The organism is Sporolactobacillus shoreicorticis (assembly GCF_024125445.1).
Taxonomy (GTDB): Bacteria; Bacillota; Bacilli; order Bacillales; family Sporolactobacillaceae; genus Sporolactobacillus; species Sporolactobacillus shoreicorticis.
In genome coordinates, this window is sequence record NZ_JAMXWM010000002.1 from 34,335 (window position 1) to 55,759 (window position 21,425).

The following is a 21,425-nucleotide window of genomic DNA, read 5'->3' on the forward strand; positions in this document are numbered from 1 at the left end:
TATGGAAAAACAAGCAGTCATTCATTTTATTAGTGATCGCACTGGCTATCCTCCTGAAATTGTTGCCGAATGCAAGGGTCAAGTGAGTGCGCTTGGCTTATCAACGAATGTTGTAAAAGCGCTGGAAGCTGAATATTTTGAGCGATTCAATACAACACTTAACGATGCGTTCAATGAAAAATCTCCGGCAGCCATCATTGATCAGAGTGTGCACGCAGGCCTGATTGAGATTGTTCGTGAGACAACCGGTTATCCTCAGGAAGTTCTGGCCCCGGGTCAAAGTTTTACAAATGATCTGGATATGGATGATCAGGATATTGAAAAAATCAGGAATCGAGCGGTGAATTTGTTTCATCATTCGTTACCGGATTCCGTGAAAATCGACAGTATAAATGATCTCATAGACTGGTTTGAACAGGCATTAAGCACGCCAACACAGGGTGTAAGCGAACATGAAACAACTGTATCAACTGCTCAGAGCGGGCAGCTTGGAACGGAGCAGGAGCTTAAATTGCTGGTGAAACATGTTATCGAGGAACAGACCGGCTATCCTGCGGAAATTTTGGATGAAGAAGCAGATTTAGAAGCGGATCTTGGCATTGATTCGGTTAAACAGGCGGAAATTATGAGTTCACTTAGCAGCAAACTGGGAATTGATCGAACAGAACTGCAAGGAACGGAATTGAACTCAATAGCGATGATCGTTCATGCTTTTTATACAACAAAAGAGGAGCCGATGGTTGACGAACCGGCTGAGCAGCAATTGACGGATGCGCCCGCACCGGAATTGAACATTTCACCGAATGATGCGGAGCAAAGAGTCAAAGCAATCATCAGTGAGCAAACAGGGTATCCGGCAGAAATATTGGATTTGGATGCGGATCTGGAGGCTGATTTAGGAATTGACTCAGTCAAACAGGCGGAAATTTTTGCGAAGGTTCAGAACGAATTCGAGGGTCAGCCAAGCTCAAGCAGCGTTCAGGGATCTTTTCACACAATAAAAGACATTCTTGAACAAGTAAAAAAAAAAGCATCGACAGCCGGTTTGAAGCAATCGGTTAATACAATGAAACGTTTTATGGCGGCAACACTTGCGCAGTCGATGGATTCTGAGAATGAAACGATTGACTTAGAGAGACAAAAGATACTTTTAATAACAAACAAAGATTCTCGTCTGTTTTTTGGTGACTTAGTTAACCAATTGCTGAGTTTACAAACGGCAAAAGAATTAAATGAGTCTAACGTTGCTTTTAGTAATTCCGATCAATTGAAAAAGAAAATTGAGGAAATGAATCAGGAGACAGGACCTTTTAACTGTATCATTAATCTGCAGGCGGTACGCAGCCAAAACGAATCATTTGACTTCTCAGAATGGCAGGAGGCTGTCGACCGAATTTATAACGGACTGTTCTACTCGGCAAAAGTTTGCTACGAGGCACTTGAAGCAGGTGGCGCATATTACGCGGTAACAAATATTGGTGGTTATTTTGGTGTCGAGAGGCAAGAATCCATCGATCCTTTGGGGGCGGTCACAAGCGGATTTCTAAAAGGACTGGAAAAAGAGCTGAGAAATAAAATAAAGGCATGCAAGGTGATTGATGTCGAACATCCTGAAGATTTCGGTTATGATCCCTACCTTCTCGCTGAATTTCATTCCTTTGGGACATTTGTTGAAATCGGATATAAGCGAACGAAACGAAAAGCTATATTCAGTATTCGGAATGAACTCTCAAATATCCGTCCACGGTTCACATTGGGTCCCGATGACTATGTTCTGGTCACCGGCGGCGGAAGAGGAATCACACGCGTCTGCGCTCTTGCGTTGCAAGAAAAAACAAATTGCGGTCTAGTTATTGTCGGCAGAACACATCTGCCATCCGGGGATGAAGAGTGGATGACGATGACCGACGAGGCGTTTGCCGATTATAAAAATACCTATTTAGTCAATGAGAAACAGAAGCATCATGACAAAACGCTGCTTGAGCTGACGGACGCCTATCATCAAATGGCCAACGCGCGCATGCTGTTTCGCAATATCGAACAATTGAACAAGAAGGGTAAAAAAGTTATCTATAGACATTGTGACGTAACCAGCCAGCAGGACTGCGTTCATTTGAAAGCAGTCTTGCAGCAGAAAAATATCCATATTAAAGGAATTATTAATGGAGCGGGGCTGCCGTCCTTCGGAAAAGTACCGCACAAAAATGAAGAACTGGCGAGAAAGGTGGTTGAGGTTAAGGCGGATTCGCTGTTTTTACTGGAACGTTATTTTATCAATGACCAGACAGAATTCGTTATCAGTATGGGATCAATCAGCGGCCGGTTTGGTATGGATGGACAAGTCGACTATTCGGCCGGTGCTGACTTGATTGTGAAGTACTCAAAGAAGCTGTCCCTTGAGAAGGGCGTTTACGCAAAAGTGATCGGATGGCCGGCATGGGATAAAGTAGGTATGGCGGCGACAGAGGATGTTAAACGTGTACAACAGGAAGATCGTGGCCTCAGCTATCTTTCTCCGGAAGAAGGGGCGAGCATCTTCGTACAGGAATTATTTTATGGCTCAGATTGTTCGGAGCTGCTGTATTTCGATCAGTTGGGGGCTAAGAATATGCCGCTCGGACAGTTAGACTTTTATAATGAGCAATTGTCGCAGTTAGCGCAAACCGTGACCGATTCAGGAGTCGTTATCGATCAGGTCCGTCATCCGCTCATTGATCGCTTTACTGAAATCAGTAAAACGGAATACGATGCGGAAAAAGAGGTGGCAAGCAAGAGTGACCGATTTCTAAAAGAACATGTGGTCAGGCACGTTCCGGTCCTTGCAGGTGTGCTGCATTTAGAAAGTGCCGCAGAACTGACGGATCTTGTTTTAGCCTTTCAGGAATGCAGACAGTTCTCTTTATGGAAAATTTCCAATTTTGATTTCAGACAATTCGTCAAATGTTTTGAAGATCGGCCATTAGTGCTGAAATTAAAGGCAATGATCAAATCAAAGAGCCCTCGGCAAATGATTATGAACGTCTCGGTTTCTTCGGATTTCGTTAATAAAGACGGTATTGTCCTACAGAAGAACAGGGTGCATTCGTCTGGTGAGTTTCTCTTTATTGAAAAAGCGCTAATTCGACGTGAGATGAGTGCCGATGCTCTGACTGAGCGATCTGAAGGCGTGACGGTTGATTTAAACACTTATTATCAACAAACCGATGACACAATTCGGTTCGGCGAACACTTCAGGACAATACGTAAAGCACAATTACTTGGCAATGACCGCGTGTACGGTGAGATTGAGATCATGGACGAGGGTGCTCTATTTAAAAATGCAACCGATACCTTTATTTCGCCGGTAACGATTGATAATATTGGTCGATTAATGCTGATGAATGAATATCACAATAACGGATGCACCATCGTGCCTACATGTATTAATGCAGCGACTTTTTATCGAAAGCTGCTTGTTGGCGAACGTGTCCGTGCGATCGTGAATAAGTTGGATCAGGTGGATCGGCACGTCATGTATGCTGCGAAAGTGTATGATCAAGAAGGTATGATTGTGATGGATGTACCGAAAATGACACTTGCCATCATTAATAGGAGCGACTCTGACCATGATCTTACAAGGACGAATCGTCAAGAGAGCTACGCTGTTGAGCGATAAGGAGGATCAGCTTTATTTTGGCCAGATCCCCGTATGCTTGGAACAGCTGATGTTAAGCAATCGTCTGTTAATTTCAGATAGAGAATGGAAAAAAATTAACAGATTGCTGAATCCAGTCAAAAAAGTAAACGTGCTCTGGTCAAGGCTCATGGCGAAAAAGATGCTTGGTGATCAATATCGTCCGGAAAGTATTGAAATTGTTAATGAAGTGTCCGGTGCCCCCTGCCTTTATTATGAGGGAGTCCGGCTGCCCAGAACCATTTCAATCTCGCATTGCGGAGCTTTTACCGGCATTTTCCTCTCAAGAAAACCGGTAGCGATTGACATTGAGAGAAAATTTGTCTCAATGGATAAACATTTTACTAATTACTGTTTCAATGATCCGGAATTGGCAGGACTGAAGTATCTGGACCGTAATATGCCGTTGAATCAAAGAATTACATTATTGTGGAGCCTTAAAGAAACGATTGTCAAATTATTTGGTGAAGGATTTCATTACAGCCCAAAACAGATTTCAGCCATTTTTGAAAAAGAAGATCAGCTGAGCGTTACTCTTCCTGATTCCTATTGTGAAAAAGAATTCGCCCGCCCACTTCAGTTAACCTATGAATGGCATGAACCTAATTATCTGTGCTTAGGTAAATTTATCCGTTAAATATGGCGGTAAGCGGAATCTGATTAAAGAACGGCGGTTGGAACATACATAAATGTTTCAACCGCCGCTCTTTAAATTCATGAGCACCTTATTTTTCCTTGAGATTTGCGAGAAATTGCTTCCTTTGTTCAAGAGTCGCGTTCTTAATGTTGCCAAAATTAATCCATTGTGCGTGACGAATGCCAAGCTGTTTTAGAGTTGCCTTAATGAATACTTTTTTGACCGCGTTCCCGGCAAACCATTTAAGATACCAGGTTGGGGATTTTGAAGTGGTGATGATGGTTGCCTGTGAAATCATTGACAAATGTCCTTTAATTCCGGTTTTTGTATCATGATAAGCAAACTTATATTTCATCACCTTATCGAAAAATCCTTTAAGAATTGCGGGCAAATCATTCCACCAGATTGGTGAGACAACGATTAACTCGGCAGAGTTCTTTAAAAGAGACTGATAATACGTGACAAGCTCGTCTGTTGTCTGACCGCTTGAAAATAGAGACAGCTCTTCTTCGGTATAGACAGGATTGAATCGATCTTCGTAGAGGTCGATGATTTCGTAGGTCTTTTTTTTCTTGCTCAGTGATTTTTCCAGTGCGTCCAGAATGGCGAAATTAAAGCTTTTTTTGTAGGGATGAGCGATGATAATCAACGTTTTCATGATTTTGCCCCATTTCCAATCAGAATTGTTTCAATCATTTTTTTAATATCCTGCTCTGTGAAGCTAATGTCATTATTGACAACGAGAAGTGTATATCCGAAAATAAAGCTCCAAATCTGGACGAACAGATCATAAATATTGGTGTGAAGCTGTTCTTCAGAAATCAGGTCATTAATGATTTTTTCAAATTCAATCAGAGCCGGAAAATCGCTCAAATAACCTTTATTCACCTTGTTTTCAGATACATTGATTGAGTACTCACTTTCAAAAAGAAGCTGAAAATGATTTTTGTGCTCACATGCATACATGATAAAATTGAGCCCCATTTGATTTAATTGCTCTTTACTTGAAAGGCCTGTCTCAATATCTTTGCGTAAATACATGGCCAGATTCTGCGAAATGCATTTAATGACTTCTTGAAACAAATCAGATTTGTCATTAAAGTGTCTATAAATAGCTCCGGCAGACACGTCACATTTCTTTGAAATGGATCTTAAGGAAATATTTAGAAAAGAGTTGTGGTTGAGTTCCGACATCGTATAGTTCAGTATTTTTTGTTTTAAATTCTTGTGATGGTAAGTTTTTTCAGTGTTTTGCATTTCTCGTTCCTTTCTCATTAATGTTAACGGTGATTACATATATAATTTACCACAGCGGAACGGCAATGTAAACAGTGATTACATAATTTTTGATCCAATTTTTCTTTAATGTATCATTTTAACAACTTTTGAGGGATTGTTGGATTTCGTCGATCTCTACAGGCAATTTAGATTACAAAAATACGGGATTGACCTACAATTAAACGATTAATCGTTTACCCAATTAAAGCAATGACAGAGTCTGAGAAAGGTTGTTATTCTAAAGATGCAAAAGAAAACCGACGTGATGTTAATCGGTGCCGGGATCATGAGTGCAACACTGGCATCTTTATTGAAAGAACTCGCGCCTGAATGGAAGATCAGTGTGTTTGAGAAACTCAGCGGTCCGGGAAAAGAGGGCTCGAACGAATAAAATAATGCGGGGACGGGTCACTCGGCACTGCGCGAGTTGAACTATACGCTTGAAAAATCGAATGGAACAAAAGCGGTCAAGATTAATGAAAAGTTTCAGCTGTCGCGACCTTGACACGCGCTATATTGATGGGAAACAAAACTTGCTGTTCGGGCCGTTTGCCGTTCAATCAAAATCCAATGAAAATTTAAAATAAAAAGAGGGGATGTTCCATGTTGCGCTTGCAACGTGGGAGCACCCCCTCTTCTTTTTCGCAATTAATGATTGTTGCCGTGCTCGAACAGCTGAATAATCAGATTAGCTAAGTAGTTGGGGCTGTAAGGCGTTCCTTCTTCGAGCCACCAAGAAATGATGCCCAGCGTTGAGGATGCGATGATCTCGTTAGGCAGCGGGTGCGGATTTCTAGTTGTTCTTCGAGGCTCCCAGTACATGACGATATCCAGAATGACACTGAAAACTTTTCGACGGAATGCCTTATTTTCAAGCATTATGTTATAGAAGGATGCATTTTTATAGAAATAGTCGATAAAAGTGATTAGACGCGTTCTCCCGGAAAAAGATTCCTTTGCTTGTTCATCTTTTGGTTTAAGCAAACTGCGCAGTTCAGAAAGCATTTCATCGATCATCTGCTGCATGAGGTCTTTGACGTCGTGATAATGCAAATAGAAAGTCGCACGATTAAGCTCTGCACGATCAGCAATATTTTGAACGGTCAGTTTGCTTCGATCAGGGTATTCCTCGATTAACGAAATGAGTGCATCTTTAAACATCCGTTTCGAGCGTTGAACGCGAGGATCATCTGTTTTTCTTATTTTTTTATACATTTTATTAGCCTCCCATCTATAATTAATTATTTTTGCGACGCTTATTGTTAAATTGTTGATTAGTAAACAGTCAGACGAAAACTGTTTATGGTCATTACCAAAAAAACATGTTAATTTATAGACACATTATCAATTAATTAACAGGGTGTCAATTTAATAACGAAGGGAACGTGATTGTTTGTTATGAATGCAACGAATCAAGAAATTAAAAAGGGTCCACTTTTAGTTGTTCTTCTCGTAGGAGCCTTCCTGTCATTACTGAATCAAACAATTATGAATGTTGCGTTGCCGAATTTGATGCGGCAATTTAATATATCGGCAACGGTTGTCCAATGGCTGGCGACCGGGTTTATGTTAGTTATGGGTGTGCTGGTTCCAACAACAGCGTTTCTTATGAAGCGATTTACCACTCGGCAGCTGTTCATCAGTTCAATGGTTTTATTGTTTGCAGGAAGCTTTGTATGTGCGATTGCACAGAATTTCACAACATTGCTGATTGGCAGAATGATTCAGGCATCCGGCGCTGCACTTGTCATGCCGTTGATGATGACTGTCGTGCTTGTGGTGATTCCGAAGGAACGGCGTGGCGGAGCGATGGGCTTTATCGGTCTTGCCATGATCTGCGCGCCGGCAATCGGTCCGACACTGGCTGGATTGGTCATTGAACAGCTCTCATGGCGGTGGCTGTTTATTGGATTGATACCGCTAGTGGTCGTTGTCATTCTTTTGTCGTTAAAATATTTGGTTAATATATCAGAACCAGCCAAATCGAAGCTGGATTTTATAAGTGTCGTGCTTTCAGTTCTGGGGTTCGGCGGTATACTCTATGGACTCAGCAGCGCGGGGGACAAGGGATGGGGCAGTCCGATTGTATTAGCTTTTTTAATTGGAGGCCTGATTTTCCTTGGCTTGTTCAGTTGGCGGCAGCTTGTTTCAAAGGATCCGTTCTTAAATATTCGCGTCTTTGGAAACAAGACGTTCACTATGACGACAATCATCAATGTGCTGATTATGATGATTTCTTATGTGGATTTGATTTTGTTGCCCATCTACTTGCAGACAAGCCGGGGATTCTCTGTGCTTGATACGGGCCTGCTTCTTTTACCGGGGGCTTTATTAAATGCAATTTTGTCACCGTTGTGCGGGCGCCTGTACGATAGAATCGGTGCAAAACCTCTGGTTCTATTCGGCCTCGTCTTTGTTATTGCCGCCATGTGGGGCGTAACTGATCTGAGTACGACAACGAGTTACGGTTACCTGATGGTTAGAACGATTATTCTTCGGTTCGGATTGAGCTTCCTCAACATGCCGCTGAATACGGCCGGACTCAATGCGCTTCCTCATCGACTGAATGCACACGGATCGGCTGTGGTCAACACCGTTATTCAATTATCAGGAGCCATCGGTACTGCGCTCGTTGTCACGGTGATGGCAAATCAGACAAAAGCTCATGCAACCGAACTCATGCAGCATGTTCAGTCTCAGGCGGAACTTATCAGGGATTCAACGATTCTCGGTATGAACGATGCGTATAAATTTGTTGTTGTTCTAGGGGTTGCTGCTCTGCTGCTGTCCCTGTTTTTGAGAAAACGAAAGAATGAATCGGCATCTGCCGTGCAGCATCAGCGATCAAGAGAAACGAGAAACAGCTAAAACGGTTGAGGGGAAAAAGCCTCTCAACCGTTTTATTTTGAAAGCGGGCATTGGGTGAATGATTTGGACATTCGCTTGGCATTGAACGTACCAATAAATTAAAGATTTGTATGGATCATCAGATTAATAGTTGAGATGAAACAGTTATAATAAAAAATGTGAACGATTTAAAAAAGCATTGATTTTGATGGTTTGAGGACTACTATAGAAAGCAATAAGAATAAGATAACGTTTTCATGAAAATATATATTTGTGCAAAATTATAATTTTATCAATTTCATGTGAATAAGTTCACAGTAAAGAAGACGGGAAACAGGTTGACCCAAATATAAACAGAATAATGAGGAGCAGAAGGTTTCAGCCGTTCGTCAGCTTAGCACAGAAGGCAAACTGGAATTGAGCAAGAGAACAATTGACGGTTTGGTGCAAAAATCCAAAACCGCTTTAAATACTCTGAACGTGCATATGAAAATCAATGCACGGATACCAATCCAAAAGAATCATTGACTCGTGAATTGAGGCAGATTCTCGAAGACGCGTACGAAGGGGACGGAACAAAAATTTAATGAAACGTACAAATATTAAAACGCATCCTGAGCATATCGGGGGTGCGTTTTTAAGATGTTTTTGTATATCATGTAGCCGAACCAAGATTACGATTAACGAAAATGAATGAAAGGTGGTTATCATTTTTTACTCTGATTTATTTCTCTATAACAGATTTAATTCTTTATCGGGATAAGGAGAGAATCCTTCTGTTAATGAGTCATTCAAAAAAACGTTGATTAACTTTTTCATACTGGGTGCTAAATTTGATTCGTTGAGATCGTTTAGATCCATCCAGAATAGTTTTCCTTATGAGTCGTTCGATCAACCATTTTTTCTCCTCCCATATGCTTGAATTAGGTGGTGGCTCAACGCTTAGCAAAAGTATGGCACAATTTAAATAAAATCAACAGTTATATAATTGAGCATTTATTTGCTGAACTCTTTGCACTGGATTTTCACCTTTTTACTATGGTTTGCTGCAAAAAGTTTTTTCCGACATTCTAACTTATCTTTGGTCGGTTTTGGTCCACCACCATATAGTGCCAAACGTACCCAATAGAGTGGTTAGGCACAAAATAAGAGAGCTGATTAATGGGAGAGATTCTTTTGCATAATAAAGACTGGGCAGTGCTGATGGAATGAACATGCCGATTTTTCCTCCGCCAAAAAGAACAGCGATAATTAGTGAAACAAAAGCATAGCCACTTGGAAGCATATAGCCACGAAAGATACTCGCAATCAATGCGACCGGTGTTGCCACCATCAGATTAAGTAATGACAGAATGAGTACTTGCCGTACATAATCAATCATGAGTGCAATGGAAAACCCGGGAATATGCACCAATAGTCCTAGCAAAACAACGCAAGTAAAACTGAGTGCGGTTATGATCAGGCACCATATGCTGATTGCTATAAATTTTGAAATAATTAGTGTTGAACGTGAGATCGGAAGGGCAAGGAGATCCTTAAATGTTCGATCAGTATACTCTCGGCCAAATACCCAAGCTGTAATCATACCGAATCCCATTGATCCAATGATCGTACTGTATTGAAAGGTTAATGTACCTATGTAAACCTTCCAACTATCAGCATTCAGATTTATGATTGTGAGAAAAAGAAATAAAGCGGCTACCAGCCATAGAATACCTGATTTTTTCAATTTATAATTTTCAACACTTAGTGAACGCATGAACGTCTTCATTTGATTAACCTCCATTTTGTTTTATGGTACGGATGAAATATTCTTCTAGTGTTTCCTGCTGAACCCAAAAATTTGATGGGTAAATAGTACAACTTGCTAGTTTTTTATTGACCTGTTCAGGATGATTTACGGAATGTTGATCTTTGATTATGAATTCATTGTTTTCTAAAGTTTGTGGTGAGAAGCCTAATCGCTTTAATTGAGTGACAACGGAAGGGTTACCATTTGCGAATTTAAGTCGAAGCGATTTCTTACGAACAGCCTTAAAATCATTCATGGTCAATTCCCGAATCAATTGACCGTGATGCAAGATACCCATTCGTGTAATCAATTTTTCCATTTCATCAAGAATATGGCTGGATAGGAAAATGGTTACGCCATGATCTTTTGCGAGCGTGTACAATAAACGGCGCATGTCGACAATACCTGATGGATCAAGACCATTTGTTGGTTCATCCAATATGAGAATAGAGGGACGATGGAGCAGCGCTTTACCAAGACCAAGTTTCTGAGTGTTTCCCAGTGAAAGATATTTCACTTTGACATTCGCATATGCGCTGATTTGAATCATTTCCATTGTTTCTTCAATCTGTCTTTGACTATTTATTCCGCGTAATTTTCCGAAAAGGGTCAAATTTTCTTTAACGGATAAATTGGGATAGGCATAGGGCGTTTCGACCATATAACCAACCTGATTCCAAATCGCTTGATTGTGGTCTGATAATTTTTTACCAAAATAAGAAACGGATCCCTTGGTTGGATGGACCATCCCAAGCAGCATACGGATTGTTGTTGTCTTTCCAGAACCGTTTAATCCGAGAAATCCATAAATGTCACCTTTATTGACTGTCAGAAAGAGGTTGGAGACACTAACAAACGACCCAAATTTTTTGCTTAGATTGTCAATGCGAACTATTTCATTCATAGCGATGTCCTCCAAACGTTACTTAATAAGTTGACACTGAGTGCCAATTTCTAATATATATTATTTGACACTAAGTGTCAAGTTGTGCTAATTTGAAACCGGTGATCACATCGTTTTATACTTGGCATTGGGGAACACGAATACTTTTAAAATGGAGAATGACAATGAATAAACAGAAAGAAATAAGCGTGCATACCCAGCGGAAAATGGAGACTAAAAAGAAAGTTTTGTCGGTTGCGCTGGAAATTTTTAAGGAAAAAGGTTATGCACAGACAACGATGGATTCAATAGCGGAGCGCTCTGGTATTTCGCGGCGCACTTTATTTCGGTTATTTCCAAAGAAAGAGGACTTGTTGATTCAATCAGGTGAAGAAATGATTTCAAAGCTACTGCGTACGACACTGGAGGATGCGGCACCTTTGCCCAACTTATTTAATAGGGTGCGGGAAATTCTTGCTCGTGCATCAGCTGAGGAGCGGGAAGCCTATGTAGCTTGGCTTAAAGCAATGCATGATGAATCGGATGTCCGTTCGGCGATGATGGTTAAATTGATGGATATAATTCAACTTATTATCAATAAAGCCAAACAGTTACCCGAAATAAAAGATGAACAAGAACTATGGGCCGTAGCTGGTGCCTTTATGGGCGGTGTTGTTGCGGGTTGGGCACAACATGAGCAGGAACTGACAATTGATCCACTCAACGTCATTGCTCAGAATCTTGAAATCATTTATAAAAAATTTGTGCAGGTATAAGGAATAGAGCAACCTCAGCCGAGTTCCTTACAAAGAAAGGGCGGAGCATGACGGCGCCCCGTTTTTTCTCATACAATAAGAACGTTTATCGTTTTGCCTTGCTGATACGACGATCAACGTCATAAGATTCGGTTAGGCGATTAGGTTAAGCGCCCAATCCGAAAAATAGACGGAAAAATTTCGCTTAATTCGAAAATGAACGAGAAAATCACTTAAATAGACGGAAAAATTCCGCTTATCGAATCGAAAAATGTGAAAATGGAAGGTTTTCCTTTGAATAAGCGGAAAAATTCCCCTTATTTACCTGCGAAACAAGCGCCATGATGCATATAACCGGAAAAACTCCGCTTATTTTATACGGGGGAACGCAAAAGCCAACGCATCCTTCGGAAGTAAGGACCAGGCACTTTTTGCCCGTTTTTTCTTTGTCTAGGAAATTATAAACGATCGATTTGTGGATATAACTGCTGTTAAACGAACTGTGAAATTTGAATCATGACAACCGTGATGCTAACGCACGAACAGGGCAGGGATCTATGAAGCGGATTGTGCTCAAAAAAACAAAATAATCATGCTGAGGACCGAAATTCGCGCTCCAACGGCCGGATTCCTGCTTAAAGAAAACAGCACCCTCCTTTTTTAATCAAGAGGGTGCTGCGTTGGCCTACGGCGTTTTTACGGCATTTTGCCAAGCTTCATTGAGGCGATATCGGCTTTTATTTCGTCCATGCTTTTGTTTAAACCACTGTCGACAATCGCGGTGATGGCACCTTCGACAAAGGCTGCGTCGACAATTTCGACTTTGCTGCCGTCCTCTTCAAGAAAATCGAGAGCCATTTGCGCATTCATATAAGCGCTGCCCATATCAAAGAAAACAAGTACGCCATCTTCAGAATAGACGTCATGGACGGCATTGCTGATTTTGTTCATATCCGTGCCCAATCGATCATCTTCGGTACCGCCAGCGAGGGCGACCGGTGCATCTTTAGCCATCTGAGCGGCAAGTTCTCTAATGCCTTCAACAATTTTTCGGCTATGTGAAACAAGTACAATTCCAACCATTTTAACGGATCCTTCCTGAATAAAATTGGGATTTAAGCTTCTGAAAAGTAGTCAGCTATAGCTCCCAGAATCAGAGCAACCGAGGCAGCCCCCGGGTCTTGGTGGCCGATACTGCGTTCACCGACATAGCTTGCTCTTCCTTTTTTAGCGACAAGCTTTTCCGTTTCTTTTAAGCCCTTTTCAGAGCCCTCCTTAACGGCTTGAAGAACCTCAACTGTATTTTTGCCTTGCTGGACAGCTTGTTCCCCGGCTTCATAGGCCGGAATCAATGCATCAAGCATCGTTTTTTCACCGGCATCTGATTTTCCGCGCATCTTAATGCCTTCAATTGAAGCTTTGAGCAGGTTAATGTAGTCTTCAATGGTGATTTCAGTTTTGTCTTTGAGTGTCATTGAAGCTCTTAGAAATGCCGTACCGAATAGCGGTCCAGATGCTCCGCCGACATGGGCGACCAAAGCCATACCACTTTTTTTGAAAAGATCGGCAGCGGTTTCGAAGCTGCCTTCATCGAGTGTTTTCTTCACAAAGGAGAAGCCCCGGCTCATGTTAATTCCGTGGTCGCCGTCGCCAATGGCCCCGTCTAATTCTGTCAAATGCTGTTTATTATTTTCAATGATGTCTGCCGCGTGATTCAGTGCACCGATTACTTGATTCAGTTCTGCCATAAGTCATCCATCCTTTTTTATTGATTATTTTGAATGCCGGTGTGTCTGCCGGGTCATCAAGTAGTGATTTCAGTTCATCGTCTAATTTAAGAACGGTCAGTGACATACCCGCCATTTCCAGAGATGTCATATATTCACCGACAAAGGTGCGATGAATGGTCGTGCCGAGTGATTTGAGAAGATCGTGCACCTTATTATTAACGATATAAAGTTCCATCAGCGGAGTGGCTCCCATGCCGTTCACCATCAATGCAACTTCTTCGCCTGATTTTATCGGCTCGTCGGCTTGAATTTTATTAAAAAGTTCTTCAGTGAGCTCATCAGCTGTTTTGATTTTCTCGCGATGCGTGCCTGGTTCGCCATGAATACCGGTGCCGATTTCGACTTCATCTTCAGCTAGTGTAAAATTTGGTTTTCCGGCTGAAGGGACGGTACACGGGCTGAGTGCCATACCCATACTGTGTATGCGTTTAATCGACTTTTCGGCGACTGCTTTTACTTTTTGTAAATCCCATCCGCGCTCTACCGCCGCCCCGGCAATTTTATGAACGAGTACGGTGCCGGCAATTCCGCGTCGTCCTGCCGTAAAGGTACTGTCTTCCACGGCAACATCGTCATTCACGATCACTTGTTCAATCTCGATGCCTTCCATCTCCGCCAGTTCTTTTGCCATATCGAAGTTCATCACGTCACCGCTGTAGTTTTTCACGACGAGCAGCACACCTTTGCCTCTGTCGACGGCTTTGATGGCTTCATAGATTTGATCCGGTGTAGGAGAGGTGAAAATATCGCCGGCGACCGCGGCATCCAGCATACCTTTGCCAATATAACCTGCATGTGTCGGTTCATGACCACTGCCGCCTCCGCTGACCACGGCAACCTTTTGACCGTCTAAATTCTGACGAATAAGCACATTTGTATTCTCAAGTCTTGTTAAATACTCAGGGTATGCCTTGGTCATGCCAAGCAACATTTCGTTCAAACTGTTTTCCGGTTGATTGATCAATTTTTTCATGATAATGCCTCCCTAATAGAGTCTGTTCAAAAAGGAGGACAAAAAGAGCGGAGAAACAAGCTGACGCAGAACTTCCGCAGGATGCGGTGACTTTCGCGTTATGCACAGGACGTGCATGTTCTTAGCGAAAGATCCACATTGCCTTTTTCCCGGACTTTTTGAACGCCCTCTAATATAATTAATCGTTTGCTTAGTGAAAAAGAAGAACGTAAGCGGCAGCTCCGCAAATACCTCCGAGGATCGGAGCGGTGCCGGTAATCCAGGCGTAGGCCCAATTCCCGCGTAGGATTAATGGTATAGCCGGTGGTGCGACCGAGCGAAAGGCCAATGGCAAAAATGAGAATGCCGATGGCGAGTCCCATAAGCCCGGGAGCCATTTTTTGCGAGACGATACCGATAATCCCAAACAAAAGGACAAACGTATTAATGAATTCAATTCACCGAAAAAGTTGAAAAACCTGCTGCGATTGCAGGGCCGGTGGAGAATACGCCTAGTTTGACTTCCGGATCGGATGTTGTCTCAAAATGTTTGTAGAAATGGAGAAACAGAACGACCGCAGAAAGAAATGCGCTGATAAGTTGCGCACTGATATACGCGGCAGCGCTGCTCCATGGAAATTGGCCAATGCTCGCAAGTTCCAAAGTTACGGCCGGATTAAAATGTGCACCGCTGATGCTACCGAAAAGCCAGACCGGAAGAGCAACAGCGAAGGCCCACCCGGCTGTGATCACAATCCAGCCCGATTTTTCCGCTTTCGATTTTTTCAAGATGACATTGGCCCCTGCACCATCTCCTAAAAGCACCATAATGAATGTGCCGACCAGTTTTCCTGAAAACGCTCCCGTTTTTATCACCTCCCATTTTTCTTGCTATCATTGGGGGAAGTATAAAAATGTGCTCAAACGAGACATGAAGTGTTCATATTTAACGGTATATCTGCCCGGAGCAAAAATCAATCATCCAATTGATCATTGATTGCACTCGTTCTATGCTTCATGTTGATGCCCAGACCGTATCTGTGTTATGGAATTTCACTAGTGAACAGCAGAAACAGTTTAAAAAAATTTAGGGAAACGCAACTTTAGTTCTTACAGCAGATTTCCTAGGAGTGAGTCAAATGAAAACGACCGATATTAAGTTGCCTGTTAGTATCGTTATGGCAATCATGTTTCTTTTCAATACCCACTTTTTTGTAATATATTCATTATAGATTTAAATCTATTTATTAAACGATTAATTGAGCAAATATCAATAATCATTGTGAACAATAAGCCATGAGAATTGCCATAATAACATTTTTTCTTGGGTTAATTAATGTTGGTTGGCTGGTTCTTATTGTAGGATTGATTACTCTGCTCTGTGGTGTTTCCACAGTCGTATTTTTAAATTTAAAAGAATCCCGCTTATATTGGGAAGGTATTTTTTTTAAGTAGATAATCTATTGGTGTAAAGAAAATATCAACTATTTATTGACAGGTCAAGAGGCTATCTCAAAAGCCCCTAAAAATAAATGGGGAGAGAGAAAAGTTCAATTTTTCTCTCTCCCTTTTTTTGAGATGCTCCCGGCATGGACGGCGGCTTGGTGGTGAAAGTCGGCGACAGGTTTGCCAGTAGAAACCGTAGATGAGGGCGAGGTGTATGTGAGATGAAATCTAGAGAGACGACGAACAGAAACTGGATACGAGGTAAAGTCTGATACGGTCCGAATTTTTTGCAATAGATCTAGTATCTTGGTATGACGATGTTAATTCGCAATATGGTCCAATAGATAACTGATATCTGTGATGATTAGTTTTCGATTTTTGACAATCAGCGCGCCGTCACGTTTTAATTCACCCAGCATTCGATTGACGCTGCTGCGTGCGCTGATGCCGCAGAAGCCGGCAATGTCATCATTTGTTAATAAGAAATCGATCAGAATTCCCTCACGTACTTTGCGGCCGAATAAATCAATTAAACTGTAAATAAACGCGCAAACTGCGCCTTTTTTTCCGTTCATGATCATTCGCTGGGAACGGAATATATTCTCCGATAATTTCTTGCGATAGTAACTTTTGACATAGTTCTGCAGCTCCGGTGTCGCATTGACGTATTTCCAAAAAGTGACGCGATCCACTTGATAGAAGGTCGCTTCATTGGATTCCACACGTACATTAAAAGGCTGTTCGGTAAACTTGGACACCTCATCACGCAGGAGTGAGATCACATCCGGTTTAGCGATATAGGATAAGTTAAATTCACGGCCATCTTGCAAAATGATGCTGTTCTTTATAATTCCCTTTTTGAGAACATAAGTATACCGTTCTTCGAGTCCGTGATAAGTCAGATAGGTATGTCTGCTTTTGTTAATTGTCGGTACATTGTGTGCATCCAGAAAATTAATTAAATATTCAATTTCACTTAATACCATCGATTTTTCCTTCCCGTCACAATCGTTCAAGTTGAAAAACAGAGTTACAATTGTTACATTTAACTCTATTTTAACTGCTTTTTACCCAATGTATGTCACAAATAAAGTGTACATTTGTTAACTTTTTTTGATAATAGCAAACGGAACGGACAGTCTTTTTGTTTTGATTTATAACAGATGGTGCATGTAGCAAAGGTTGTGGAGCCTAGTGATACGCATGGCGCGGGTCACTTTTTCTCATACTATCTTCATAGATGGTTCATGCGCGCATCTTTGCAAAATAAAAAGATCTGAAAAGAGGGCTGTCCGTTAATGGTTAGCATTGAACTTCCTTATGACAAAACAACAATTACGGCTCATTTGCCCGATCAAAATTATGCGGGCAAATTGGTATCTCAAGCCGCGACGTACCACACGAATCGTTCGGAAAACAAAATCGTCGAGGATTCGCTCGATCATCCAATCGGTTCCGCTCCTTTGGAAGAACTGGCCAGAGGCAAGAAAAATATCGTGATTATCAGCTCGGATCATACGCGACCGGTTCCATCGCACATTATTACACCGATCCTTTTGCGACGTTTACGTGAAGCTTCTCCGGATGCGCGCATTCGTATTCTCGTTGCGACCGGCTTTCATCGTCCGTCCACTCGCGCTGAACTTGTTAACAAATATGGACAAAAGATTGTCGATGAAGAAGAAATCGTCATGCATATTTCGACCGACGATGCGGCGATGGTCAAAATCGGGCAGCTTCCGTCCGGAGGGGCGTGCATCATCAACCGAATTGCTGCCGAAGCGGATTTGCTGCTTTCGGAAGGATTTATTGAATCGCATTTCTTTGCCGGATTTTCTGGAGGGCGCAAATCCGTGCTTCCGGGTGTTGCTTCCTACAAAACGATTATGGCCAATCACTCCGGCCCGTTTATTGACTCCAATAAAGCACGTACCGGGAATTTAAATCATAATCCGATTCATAAGGACATGGTTTATGCAGCACGCAAGGCGAACCTGGCATTTATCGTCAATGTGGTGCTTGATGAGGACAAGAAAATCATCGGTTCTTTTGCCGGAGATATGGAAGAAGCACATCAAAAAGGCTGCGCCTTTCTCCGCAGACTGTCCAGCGTCAAGAAGATTGACTGTGACATCGCTATTTCAACCAACGGTGGCTATCCTTTGGATCAGAATATTTATCAGGCAGTAAAAGGGATGACGGCCGCCGAAGCAACAAATAAAGAAGGCGGCACGATCATTATGGTTGCCGGCTGTCGGGACGGGCATGGCGGTGAAGGCTTCTACCATAATCTCGCGGATGTTTCCGATCCGAAGGAATTCTTGGATCGCGCCATCCATACGCCGAAACTGGAAACGATCCCGGATCAATGGACGGCTCAGATTCTGGCACGGATTCTTGTCCATCATCATGTCATTATGGTTTCTGACTTAGTTGATCCCGAACTGATCACCGGCATGCACATGGAACTTGCGCCTTCTCTTGATCAAGCACTTGAACTGGCTTATGCACGCGAAGGAAAGGATGCCCAAATTGCTGTTATTCCTGATGGTTTGGGTGTTATCGTTCAATAATAATTTCAGGAAGAGAGGGGGCGGACAGAAAATGGAACATGACGAACTGCATGAACTGTTTCAAGCTGCTTCTGAGCCCGGTCAAGCTGTAGAACGCGGAATAGACAGCGGTTTTGCGGATCTCGGTTTTGCAAAGGTTGATCTGGCACGAAAGCAGCGCAACGGCTACCCGGAAGTGATTTACGGCGAAGGAAAAACAGCAGAACAGATCATCAGCATCATTGAGACGATGCGCAAGCAGACAATGAACATTTTATGTACACGCCTTTCCTCAGAAAAGTTTGAAGCAATAAAAAAAGCGGAACCGGATGCTGTTTATTATAAAGAGGCTCGCTGCGCACTTGTGAATCGTGCCGAAACAAAGAAAACCAGCAGCTATATCGCGATTGTGACGGCCGGAACCTCAGATATTCCGGTTGCCGAAGAGGCAGCAGTTACTGCTGAAGCATATGGGAACAGCGTGAAACGGATTTACGATGTTGGTGTTGCCGGTATTCATCGGTTATTTGCACGTTTAGATGTCATTCGCGCAGCAAAGGTTGTGATTGTCATTGCCGGTATGGAAGGTGCGCTCGCCAGTGTGGTCGGCGGTCTGATTGACAAACCGCTGATTGCTGTACCGACGAGCGTTGGTTACGGCACTAATTTAAAAGGGATAACAGCGCTTCTAACAATGCTCAACAGCTGCGCGTCGGGAATCACTGTGGTGAATATTGACAATGGTTTTGGTGCTGCCTACTCAGCAAGCATGATTAATCATTTGTAAAATAGTCTTGTCCCACGAGGAGGAATCAGATGAAAACTCTTTATTTAGATGCTTTTTCCGGAATCAGCGGCGACATGTTCATCGGCGCGCTGCTTGATCTTGGTGTCAATTTTGAGCAATTTCAAACGGAACTTGCAAAATTGCATGTTGGGGATTACCGGCTTCGCCATGAGCGTCTTGCGAAAAACAGCATTTACGGCACCAACTTTGATGTCGAGATGAATGATGAAAAGGATCATGGATTTATTGAACCTCATGATCATCATCATCACGACGTGCGGCATTTGAGCGACATTTGTTCCCTCATTGATTCAAGCGACTTATCCGCAAAAATCAAGAAGCAATCGATTTCCGTTTTTACTGAGATCGCGAAAGCGGAAGCAGCCGTCCATCAGATGACTTTGGCCGACGTCCATTTTCATGAGGTCGGCGCTTTGGATTCGATTGTCGACATTGTCGGCTGTTTTATCGCACTTGACTTATTAGGCGTCGATGACGTGGGCGCATCCGCACTTACCGATGGTTCCGGTTTTATTCGTGTCGCGCATGGGCAGATGCCGGTACCGGTACCTGCGGTCATGCAAATGCGCATTGGAACCGCTATCCCAATTAAACAGCGCACGGATATTCAGACCGAACTCATTACGCCGACCGGTATGGGTCTTGTCAAGGAGATTGTCAGTCACTTTGGAACGATTCCGGAAGATGGGGTCCTGCTCAAGACCGGATATGGATTCGGTAAGCGCGACACAGGATCTTTTAACGCGCTGCGTGCGCTGCTTTTTGAAACGAAAAAGAGCAGACAAACGGTGAATACCGATCATGATGAGGTGCTGCTGATCGAAGCAAATCTTGATGATCAAAGCGGTGAATCGCTTGGTTTTGCAATGGATCAGCTTATCGATGCAGGTGCATTTGATGTATTTTTTACACCAATTTACATGAAGAAAAATCGGCCGGCTTGCAAGCTGTCTGTTCTTTGCGCGCCTGAAGAACGTGATACGTTTGTTAATCTGCTGCTGAAGCATACGTCTACCATTGGTGTCCGCTATCAAGTGATGCAGCGGTCTATCATGCAGCGCCAATTTAAAAAAGTAGAAACAAAGTTTGGAACGATTCGTGTGAAGGTTGCCCGCCGTGATGGAGTCGTCAAGCAGACTGCTGAGTATGATGACTGCGCGTGCGCGGCGCGTACGCACGGCGTTTCTCTGGCAGCGGTTGAGCAGGAGGTTAGACGGCAGTTGTCAGATTCATTGAATCAGAATTAGATTATTTGGAGGAGAATACGGTCATGCATCAATTAATTGCGGAATTTTTGGGGACGGCGTTAATGATTGTTTTTGGTGTTGGCGTGCACTGCTGCGAGGTACTCAATACATCGAAATATCAGAATTCCGGTCACATTTTCGCTATTACAACCTGGGGCTTTGGTATTACGATCTCATTATTTATCTTCGGCGATGTTTGTATTAATCCTGCGATGGTTGTCGCACAGGCGGTTCTTGGCAATATTCCGTGGACAAGCGTCATTCCATTAAGCCTTGCAGAAGTACTCGGCGGTATTTTCGGTTCGATTGTTGTTTTTATTGCTTATTACGATCAATTCAATGCGTCTAAAGACATCGATCGGATCAAAATTCGCAACATTTTTTCAACCAATCCAAATGTGCGTCATTTGCCGCGCAACTTTTTCGTCGAATTTATTGATACGTTTATTTTTATTACGGCAATCTTGGCAATCGCTTCGATTAAAACACCGGGCATCGTGCCGATCGGTGTCGGCCTTCTTGTATGGGCCATCGGCATGGGCATGGGTGGTCCGACAGGATTCGCCATGAACCTCGCGCGTGACATGGGGCCACGTATTGCTCACGCGATCCTGCCGATCCCGGGTGGCAAAGCCGATAGTGATTGGCAATACGGCATTATTGTTCCGGGCATCGCGCCGTTCTTAGGCGCTGCCTGTGCTGCGCTTTTTGCCCGAGGCTTCCTCGGACTATAACCAGGCTGTCATTAATACAAATAACTATAAA

The 21,425-nt window shown here is 42.8% G+C and carries 19 protein-coding genes and 1 pseudogene; 9 read left to right on the forward strand and 11 right to left on the reverse strand.

The annotated features are described in order from the left end of the window. Position 1 precedes the first annotated feature (1 nt). Both NIE88_RS01760 and NIE88_RS01765 read left to right on the forward strand, forming a co-directional pair. Positions 2 to 3,655 carry an SDR family NAD(P)-dependent oxidoreductase gene (locus NIE88_RS01760; protein ID WP_253058033.1) on the forward strand — a complete coding sequence of 1,218 codons (3,654 nt, stop codon included), beginning with the start codon at positions 2 to 4 and terminating at the stop codon, positions 3,653 to 3,655. Next, positions 3,606 to 4,310: a 4'-phosphopantetheinyl transferase family protein gene (locus NIE88_RS01765; RefSeq protein WP_253058035.1), complete on the forward strand. Its 705-nt coding sequence runs from the start codon at positions 3,606 to 3,608 to the stop codon at positions 4,308 to 4,310. The genes NIE88_RS01760 and NIE88_RS01765 overlap by 50 nt, the downstream gene beginning before the upstream one ends. An 88-nt stretch (positions 4,311 to 4,398) precedes the next feature. Here the strand turns inward: NIE88_RS01765 and NIE88_RS01770 are convergent, their stop codons facing one another. Both NIE88_RS01770 and NIE88_RS01775 read right to left on the reverse strand, forming a co-directional pair. After that, on the reverse strand, positions 4,399 to 4,968 hold the full coding sequence (locus NIE88_RS01770; RefSeq protein WP_253058037.1) for an NAD(P)H-dependent oxidoreductase: 570 nt from the start codon (positions 4,966 to 4,968) through the stop codon (positions 4,399 to 4,401). Then, the gene (locus NIE88_RS01775) at positions 4,965 to 5,567 is read right to left on the reverse strand and encodes a TetR/AcrR family transcriptional regulator (protein WP_253058039.1); all 603 of its coding nucleotides are present in this window, start codon (positions 5,565 to 5,567) and stop codon (positions 4,965 to 4,967) included. Before NIE88_RS01775 ends, NIE88_RS01770 begins: the two co-directional genes overlap by 4 nt. A gap of 256 nt (positions 5,568 to 5,823) precedes the next feature. On the opposite strand from NIE88_RS01775, the pseudogene NIE88_RS01780 reads away from it, so the two are divergent. Beyond that, a pseudogene (locus NIE88_RS01780) lies at positions 5,824 to 6,087 on the forward strand (malate:quinone oxidoreductase); the annotation flags it as partial. Positions 6,088 to 6,236: 149 nt separating this feature from the next. Here the strand turns inward: NIE88_RS01780 and NIE88_RS01785 are convergent. After that, positions 6,237 to 6,803 (reverse strand): TetR/AcrR family transcriptional regulator, encoded by a 567-nt coding sequence (locus NIE88_RS01785; RefSeq protein WP_253058041.1) that lies wholly within the window; start codon positions 6,801 to 6,803, stop codon positions 6,237 to 6,239. A gap of 183 nt (positions 6,804 to 6,986) precedes the next feature. Between NIE88_RS01785 and NIE88_RS01790 the strand changes: the two genes are divergently transcribed. Then, complete coding sequence (locus tag NIE88_RS01790; protein ID WP_253058548.1) at positions 6,987 to 8,456, forward strand: DHA2 family efflux MFS transporter permease subunit; 1,470 nt, start codon at positions 6,987 to 6,989, stop codon at positions 8,454 to 8,456. Positions 8,457 to 9,510: 1,054 nt separating this feature from the next. Here NIE88_RS01790 and NIE88_RS01795 read toward each other — a convergent pair. Both NIE88_RS01795 and NIE88_RS01800 read right to left on the reverse strand, forming a co-directional pair. Then, positions 9,511 to 10,206, reverse strand: a complete 696-nt coding sequence (locus NIE88_RS01795; RefSeq protein WP_253058043.1) for an ABC transporter permease — start codon at positions 10,204 to 10,206, stop codon at positions 9,511 to 9,513. Positions 10,207 to 10,210: 4 nt separating this feature from the next. After that, positions 10,211 to 11,131, reverse strand: a complete 921-nt coding sequence (locus NIE88_RS01800; protein ID WP_253058045.1) for an ABC transporter ATP-binding protein — start codon at positions 11,129 to 11,131, stop codon at positions 10,211 to 10,213. A gap of 164 nt (positions 11,132 to 11,295) precedes the next feature. Between NIE88_RS01800 and NIE88_RS01805 the strand changes: the two genes are divergently transcribed. After that, positions 11,296 to 11,886, forward strand: coding sequence for a TetR/AcrR family transcriptional regulator (locus NIE88_RS01805; protein WP_253058047.1), 591 nt, complete (start codon positions 11,296 to 11,298; stop codon positions 11,884 to 11,886). Between the two features lie 675 nt (positions 11,887 to 12,561). Here the strand turns inward: NIE88_RS01805 and dhaM are convergent. From dhaM to NIE88_RS01835, 6 genes are all read right to left on the reverse strand, one after another. Then, positions 12,562 to 12,948, reverse strand: a complete 387-nt coding sequence (dhaM, locus tag NIE88_RS01810) for a dihydroxyacetone kinase phosphoryl donor subunit DhaM (RefSeq protein WP_253058049.1) — start codon at positions 12,946 to 12,948, stop codon at positions 12,562 to 12,564. Positions 12,949 to 12,980: 32 nt separating this feature from the next. Then, positions 12,981 to 13,613: a dihydroxyacetone kinase subunit DhaL gene (dhaL, locus tag NIE88_RS01815; RefSeq protein ID WP_253058051.1), complete on the reverse strand. Its 633-nt coding sequence runs from the start codon at positions 13,611 to 13,613 to the stop codon at positions 12,981 to 12,983. Continuing rightward, positions 13,558 to 14,628, reverse strand: a complete 1,071-nt coding sequence (gene dhaK / locus NIE88_RS01820) for a dihydroxyacetone kinase subunit DhaK (RefSeq protein WP_290446268.1) — start codon at positions 14,626 to 14,628, stop codon at positions 13,558 to 13,560. Before dhaK ends, dhaL begins: the two co-directional genes overlap by 56 nt. Positions 14,629 to 14,726: 98 nt before the next feature. Next, positions 14,727 to 15,005 carry an aquaporin gene (locus tag NIE88_RS01825; RefSeq protein ID WP_253058550.1) on the reverse strand — a complete coding sequence of 93 codons (279 nt, stop codon included), beginning with the start codon at positions 15,003 to 15,005 and terminating at the stop codon, positions 14,727 to 14,729. 55 nt (positions 15,006 to 15,060) lie between these two features. Continuing rightward, positions 15,061 to 15,483: an MIP/aquaporin family protein gene (locus tag NIE88_RS01830; protein ID WP_253058053.1), complete on the reverse strand. Its 423-nt coding sequence runs from the start codon at positions 15,481 to 15,483 to the stop codon at positions 15,061 to 15,063. Positions 15,484 to 16,373: 890 nt separating this feature from the next. After that, on the reverse strand, positions 16,374 to 17,039 hold the full coding sequence (locus NIE88_RS01835; RefSeq protein WP_253058061.1) for a Crp/Fnr family transcriptional regulator: 666 nt from the start codon (positions 17,037 to 17,039) through the stop codon (positions 16,374 to 16,376). Positions 17,040 to 17,351: 312 nt separating this feature from the next. On the opposite strand from NIE88_RS01835, the gene larA reads away from it, so the two are divergent. Genes larA through larD form a run of 4 tightly spaced genes read left to right on the forward strand, consistent with a single transcriptional unit; the run spans position 17,352 to position 21,394 of the window. Next, positions 17,352 to 18,626, forward strand: a complete 1,275-nt coding sequence (gene larA, locus NIE88_RS01840; RefSeq protein WP_253058072.1) for a nickel-dependent lactate racemase — start codon at positions 17,352 to 17,354, stop codon at positions 18,624 to 18,626. 31 nt (positions 18,627 to 18,657) lie between these two features. Further along, entirely contained in the window at positions 18,658 to 19,392 is a 735-nt protein-coding gene (larB, locus tag NIE88_RS01845) for a nickel pincer cofactor biosynthesis protein LarB (RefSeq protein ID WP_253058080.1), read from the forward strand. Positions 19,393 to 19,421: 29 nt separating this feature from the next. Continuing rightward, positions 19,422 to 20,660: a nickel pincer cofactor biosynthesis protein LarC gene (gene larC, locus NIE88_RS01850; RefSeq protein ID WP_253058082.1), complete on the forward strand. Its 1,239-nt coding sequence runs from the start codon at positions 19,422 to 19,424 to the stop codon at positions 20,658 to 20,660. A gap of 23 nt (positions 20,661 to 20,683) precedes the next feature. Beyond that, positions 20,684 to 21,394, forward strand: coding sequence for a D/L-lactic acid transporter LarD (gene larD, locus NIE88_RS01855; RefSeq protein ID WP_253058084.1), 711 nt, complete (start codon positions 20,684 to 20,686; stop codon positions 21,392 to 21,394). Positions 21,395 to 21,425: the final 31 nt, after the last annotated feature.

Coding starts and splice junctions, on each gene's coding strand:
- NIE88_RS01760 (WP_253058033.1), top strand. CDS start 2: ATGGAAAAACAAGCAGTCATTCATTTTATTAGTGATCGCACTGGCTAT.
- NIE88_RS01765 (WP_253058035.1), top strand. CDS start 3,606: ATGATCTTACAAGGACGAATCGTCAAGAGAGCTACGCTGTTGAGCGAT.
- NIE88_RS01770 (WP_253058037.1), bottom strand. CDS start 4,968: ATGAAAACGTTGATTATCATCGCTCATCCCTACAAAAAAAGCTTTAAT.
- NIE88_RS01775 (WP_253058039.1), bottom strand. CDS start 5,567: ATGCAAAACACTGAAAAAACTTACCATCACAAGAATTTAAAACAAAAA.
- NIE88_RS01785 (WP_253058041.1), bottom strand. CDS start 6,803: ATGTATAAAAAAATAAGAAAAACAGATGATCCTCGCGTTCAACGCTCG.
- NIE88_RS01790 (WP_253058548.1), top strand. CDS start 6,987: ATGAATGCAACGAATCAAGAAATTAAAAAGGGTCCACTTTTAGTTGTT.
- NIE88_RS01795 (WP_253058043.1), bottom strand. CDS start 10,206: ATGAAGACGTTCATGCGTTCACTAAGTGTTGAAAATTATAAATTGAAA.
- NIE88_RS01800 (WP_253058045.1), bottom strand. CDS start 11,131: ATGAATGAAATAGTTCGCATTGACAATCTAAGCAAAAAATTTGGGTCG.
- NIE88_RS01805 (WP_253058047.1), top strand. CDS start 11,296: ATGAATAAACAGAAAGAAATAAGCGTGCATACCCAGCGGAAAATGGAG.
- dhaM (WP_253058049.1), bottom strand. CDS start 12,948: ATGGTTGGAATTGTACTTGTTTCACATAGCCGAAAAATTGTTGAAGGC.
- dhaL (WP_253058051.1), bottom strand. CDS start 13,613: ATGGCAGAACTGAATCAAGTAATCGGTGCACTGAATCACGCGGCAGAC.
- dhaK (WP_290446268.1), bottom strand. CDS start 14,628: ATGAAAAAATTGATCAATCAACCGGAAAACAGTTTGAACGAAATGTTG.
- NIE88_RS01825 (WP_253058550.1), bottom strand. CDS start 15,005: ATGGCTCCCGGGCTTATGGGACTCGCCATCGGCATTCTCATTTTTGCC.
- NIE88_RS01835 (WP_253058061.1), bottom strand. CDS start 17,039: ATGGTATTAAGTGAAATTGAATATTTAATTAATTTTCTGGATGCACAC.
- larA (WP_253058072.1), top strand. CDS start 17,352: ATGGTTAGCATTGAACTTCCTTATGACAAAACAACAATTACGGCTCAT.
- larB (WP_253058080.1), top strand. CDS start 18,658: ATGGAACATGACGAACTGCATGAACTGTTTCAAGCTGCTTCTGAGCCC.
- larC (WP_253058082.1), top strand. CDS start 19,422: ATGAAAACTCTTTATTTAGATGCTTTTTCCGGAATCAGCGGCGACATG.
- larD (WP_253058084.1), top strand. CDS start 20,684: ATGCATCAATTAATTGCGGAATTTTTGGGGACGGCGTTAATGATTGTT.